At 73.6% G+C, this 4318-nt stretch carries 5 protein-coding genes and 1 pseudogene; 2 read left to right on the top strand and 4 right to left on the bottom strand.

All coding sequences use genetic code 11. The annotated features are described in order from the left end of the window. Window positions 1-845: maleylacetate reductase (locus ACVNF4_RS33175; RefSeq protein ID WP_461806584.1), on the top strand; the 845-nt coding region annotated here is incomplete at its 5' end. A 95-nt stretch (window positions 846-940) separates the two neighbouring features. Next, window positions 941-1840 carry a UTP--glucose-1-phosphate uridylyltransferase gene (locus ACVNF4_RS33170; RefSeq protein WP_461806583.1) on the top strand — a complete coding sequence of 300 codons (900 nt, stop codon included), beginning with the start codon at window positions 941-943 and terminating at the stop codon, window positions 1838-1840. Window positions 1841-1843: 3 nt separating this feature from the next. Here ACVNF4_RS33170 and ACVNF4_RS33165 read toward each other — a convergent pair whose 3' ends face one another. The 4 genes and pseudogenes from ACVNF4_RS33165 to ACVNF4_RS33150 all read right to left on the bottom strand — a co-directional run. Then, window positions 1844-2473 carry a nucleoside/nucleotide kinase family protein gene (locus ACVNF4_RS33165; RefSeq protein WP_461806582.1) on the bottom strand — a complete coding sequence of 210 codons (630 nt, stop codon included), beginning with the start codon at window positions 2471-2473 and terminating at the stop codon, window positions 1844-1846. An 81-nt stretch (window positions 2474-2554) separates the two neighbouring features. After that, entirely contained in the window at window positions 2555-3247 is a 693-nt protein-coding gene (locus ACVNF4_RS33160; protein WP_461806581.1) for a GNAT family N-acetyltransferase, read from the bottom strand. A gap of 73 nt (window positions 3248-3320) precedes the next feature. Next, a pseudogene (locus ACVNF4_RS33155) lies at window positions 3321-3443 on the bottom strand (DNA-binding protein WhiA); the annotation flags it as partial. Further along, the coding region (locus ACVNF4_RS33150; protein WP_461806580.1) for a gluconeogenesis factor YvcK family protein at window positions 3434-4318 on the bottom strand (885 nt) is incomplete at its 5' end. The gene ACVNF4_RS33150 and the pseudogene ACVNF4_RS33155, both read right to left, overlap by 10 nt.

The raw sequence follows: 4318 nt of genomic DNA, 5'->3' as shown, positions 1-4318 counted from the left end.
CCGACGCGGCGCGGAAGCGCGCCGAGGAGGTGGGTGCGGACGGCTGTGTCGCCGTCGGCGGCGGTTCGGCGATCGGCCTCGGGAAGGCCGTCGCGCTGCGGCACGGCCTGCCGGTGGTCGCCGTGCCGACGACGTACGCGGGCTCGGAGATGACCCCGGTGTGGGGCCTGACGGAGGACGGCGTGAAGCGCACCGGCAGGGACCCCCGCGTCCTGCCGGTGTCGGTGCTGTACGACCCCGTCCTCACCGTGCCGCTCCCCACGGACGTCTCCGTGACCAGCGGCATGAACGCGATCGCGCACGCCGTCGAGGCCCTGTACGCGCCGGACGCCTCCCCGGTGATCGGCCTGATGGCGCAGGAGGGTGTCCGGGCGCTGGCCGCCGCGCTGCCGGACGTGGCCGCCGACGGCGCCGACCTGGACGCCCGTGCCCGCGCCCAGTACGGGGCCTGGCTGTGCGGGGCGTGTCTCGGGGCGACGACGATGTCCCTGCACCACAAGCTCTGCCACACCCTCGGCGGCACGCTCGGCCTGCCGCACGCCCCCACCCACACCGTCGTCCTCCCGCACGCCCTGGCCTACAACCAGCCGGCGGCACCGGAGGCGGTGGCCGCGCTGGGCCGGGCCCTCGGCACGTCCGCCGACCCGGCGACGCGGCTGTGGGACCTCGCCGGGTCGCTCGGCGCTCCGCGTTCGCTGCGGGAACTGGGCATGGCGCAGGACGACATCGACCGGATCGTCCGGCTCGCCCTGGCCGCTCCCTACGCGAACCCCCGCGAGGTGACGCCGGACGGCCTGACCCGGCTGCTGCGTGACGCCTGGTCGGGGCGGCCCCCGGCTGTCTGAGACGCGGTGGGCGAGGTGCGGGCGGTGCGGTCGCGTCGATAACGTCGCCCTGCACCGCGCGCCGCACGGTGTGCCGTCCACCTGAGAGAGAGCAGATGTCCTCCCCCACGATCCGCAGGGCCGTCATCCCCGCCGCCGGGCTCGGTTCGCGCCTGTTGCCCCTCACGAAGGCGATCCCGAAGGAGATGCTGCCGGTCGGCGACAAGCCGGTCGTCGAGCACACGGTGCGTGAGCTGGTGGACTCCGGCATCACGGACATCACCATCGTCGTCTCGGGCGGCAAGTCCCTGATCCAGGACCACTTCCGGCCGAACCCGGCGCTGGTGGACCAGTTGCGGGCCGACGGCAAGACGGCGTACGCGGACGCCGTGGAGGAGGTCGCCGAGCTGGCCCGCCGGGGCCACATCACCTACCTCGACCAGCGCGGCCCCTACGGCAACGGCACCCCCGTCCTGAACGCGGCCCGCTCCTTCGGCGACGAACCGGTCCTCGTCCTGTGGCCGGACGACGTGTTCGTGGCGGAGATCCCCCGCGCCCAGCAGCTGATCCGCGCGTACGAGGCGACGGGCTGCCCGGTCCTCGCCCTGCTCCCGATGGACCCGAAAGACTCGCAGCGCTACGGCGTCCCCCTCGTGAAGGAGGACCTCGGCGACGGACAGCTCCGCATCACCGGCCTGGTGGAGAAGCCGAAGCCGGCCGAGGCGCCCTCCTCGTACGCGGCGATCGGCGGCTACGTCATCACCCCCGGCATCGTCGACGAACTCCGCGAGCAGACCCGCCGCTGGCACGAACACCGCACCGGCGAGATCTACTTGACGGACGCGATCAACGCGTACGCCGCGACCCGCGCGGTGTACGGGCAGGTCATCCAGGGCGAGTGGTACGACACCGGCAACCCGGCGGACTACCTGGTCGCCCAGATGGCCCACGCCCTCGCGCACCCCGAGTACGGCCCGGTCCTGCGCGACCTGGTCCGCACACTGGACGCCGAATAACCTTCAAGGCGACGGGAGTTGACGGTCTGTCAGCACCAGGTCCGCCCGCTCCCGCGTCCCCGCCACGAGGCCGGCGTTGCGCTGATCGGTCCCCGACACCCAGGCGACGGCGGCCTCGTGCGTCTTCCCGAACTCCTCGTGCCGGGCGACGAGTCGGCGCACCCGCTCCGTCTCGTCCGGCGCGCAGAACCACACCTCGTCCAGTTCGTCCCGCACCCGCGCCCACGAACCGGTGCCCAGCAGAAGGTAGTTGCCCTCCGTGACGACCAACTGGGCCGTCGGCGGTACCGGAACGACCCCGGCGATCGGCTGCTCCAGCACCCGCTCGAACCCCGGCGCGTACACCACCTCGCCGGTCTCCTCCCGCAGCCTCCGCAGCAGCGCCGCGTATCCGGCCGCGTCGAACGTGTCCGGCGCCCCCTTGCGGTCCCGCCGCCCGAGCCGGTCCAACTCGGCGTCGGCCAGGTGGAAGCCGTCCATCGGGACGTGCGCGGCGAACTCCCCGAGGTCCCGCACCAGTCGCTCGGCGAGAGTCGTCTTCCCCGCCCCGGGGCTCCCGGCGATGCCGAGGATCGCGCGGTGTCCGGGGCGGGGGAGGGCGGCGGCTCGGTGGAGGAGGTCGTCGTAGGTCATGGGAACAGTGTCCCGGGGCCGGACACCCCGGTGACTACGACGCCCGCCCCCCGTGCCCGAGCCCGCCCTGCGCTCCCCCGCCTACCCCACCCCCACCACCTCCGGCACCCGCGCCGCCAGGAACGCCGTTCGTCGGCTCAGGCGGAAGCCCAGCGACTCGTACAGCCGGATGGCGTTCGTGTTGGACGCCCCGGTGTGCAGGAACGGCACCTCGCCGCGTTGTCTGATGCCGTGGGCGACGGCGAGGATCAGGCGGGTGCCGAGGCCCTGGCCGCGGAAGGCGGGGTCGGTGCAGACGGCGCTGATCTCGGTGTGGCCCGGTGGGTGGAGCCGCTCCCCCGCCATGGCGACGAGCGCCCCTTCGCGGCGGATGCCGAGATAGGTGCCCATCTCGACGGTCCGGGGCAGGAAGGGGCCGGGCCGCGTGCGGGCCACCAGGTCGAGCATCTCGGGCACGTCGGCGGCGCCGAGCCGCACGGCCTCGGTGTCGGGCGCGGCGGCCAGCCCGTCGTCGACGAGTTGGACGCCCTCGACGTGGAAGGTGATCTCCCAGCCGGCGGGAACGGCCCCCACGTACCCGGACAGCATCACCTCCTCACCGGCCCCCGTGAGCGCGGCGAGGTCGGCCCAGTCGGCGGGGCCGGGGTCGTCGGGCAGGGCGAGCCACGGCGACACGTCGACGGGATAGCGCAGCGCGGCCCCCCGCCGCTCGGCGAACCGGGCGTGCGGTCCGGTGAGGGAGTGCAGCGCCGGGTTGTCCAGGACATGGCTCATCGCGCGTCCCCGATCTCGATGACGACCTTGCCCCGCGCATGCCCTTCCTCGACGGCCCGCAGCGCCTCGCCGGCCCGCTCACCAGGTGCAGGCCGCCGGCGAACCGCAGGATGGCCGAGACCTCCGCTTTTCTGCAGCAGGTCCGGGTGACGGGGAGCCGGGAGATCTCGTCCTTCACCGCTGCCGTCATCGCCATGGGCCGATCCTTCCATGCATCCGAAAAATACGGTCGTACGCGGCGGCCAGCAGCTCCGGGTCGTGCCGCGGAGTCCCGTCGGGCCGGGCCACCGGCGCCAGCTCGACCGCGGCACCGAACGGTTTGGCGGCGTCGGTCAGGGATTCGCGGTCGGGCACGGCGGCCTCGTCGGCCAGCACCACGTCCAGGGCGAGTTTAGGGGCGTGTCGCCCCAAAACCTCCAAATGACGCTGCGGGGAGAACCCGTCTGTTTCGCCCGGTTGCGGAGCGAGATTCAGCGAGAGCACCCGGCGCGCTTTGGTCTGCGTCAGCGCGTCCAGCAGCTCCGGGACCAACAGGTGGGGCATGACGGAGGAGAACCAGGACCCGGGTCCGAGAACCACCCAGTCGGCGTCCCGTACGGCCGCCACGGCCTCCGGCACGGCGGGCGGGTCGTGCGGCACGAGGTGCACGGACTGCACCTCTCCCGGCGTCAGCGCCACCGTGGCCTGTCCGCGCACGGTGTCCACGTCGTCCGGCCGGTCGGGGTCGTGGCCCTTGACGAGCGCCTGGAGCTCCAACGGGACCGCCGACATCGGCAGCACCCTGCCGTGCGCCCCGAGGAGCTTGCCGACCAGGTCGAGCGCCTGGACGTGGTCCCCGAGCTGCTCCCACAGGGCGACGATCAGCAGGTTCCCGACCGCGTGGCCGTTGATCTCGCCCTGCGACTGGAAGCGGTGCTGGACGACCCTGGCCCAGGTCTGCCCCCAGTCGTCGTCCCCGCACAGCGCGGCGAGCGCCTTGCGCAGGTCGCCGGGGGGCAGCACCCCCAGCTCGTCCCGCAGCCGGCCGCTGGAGCCGCCGTCGTCGGCGACGGTGACGACGGCGGTGAGGTC

The sequence above is a fragment of the Streptomyces sp. S6 genome (assembly GCF_054880855.1).
Note: the sequence above shows the minus strand (reverse complement) of the source record. Positions and strands in the feature narration are given on the sequence as shown.

Coding starts and splice junctions, on each gene's coding strand:
- ACVNF4_RS33170 (WP_461806583.1), top strand. CDS start 941: ATGTCCTCCCCCACGATCCGCAGGGCCGTCATCCCCGCCGCCGGGCTC.
- ACVNF4_RS33165 (WP_461806582.1), bottom strand. CDS start 2,473: ATGACCTACGACGACCTCCTCCACCGAGCCGCCGCCCTCCCCCGCCCC.
- ACVNF4_RS33160 (WP_461806581.1), bottom strand. CDS start 3,247: ATGAGCCATGTCCTGGACAACCCGGCGCTGCACTCCCTCACCGGACCG.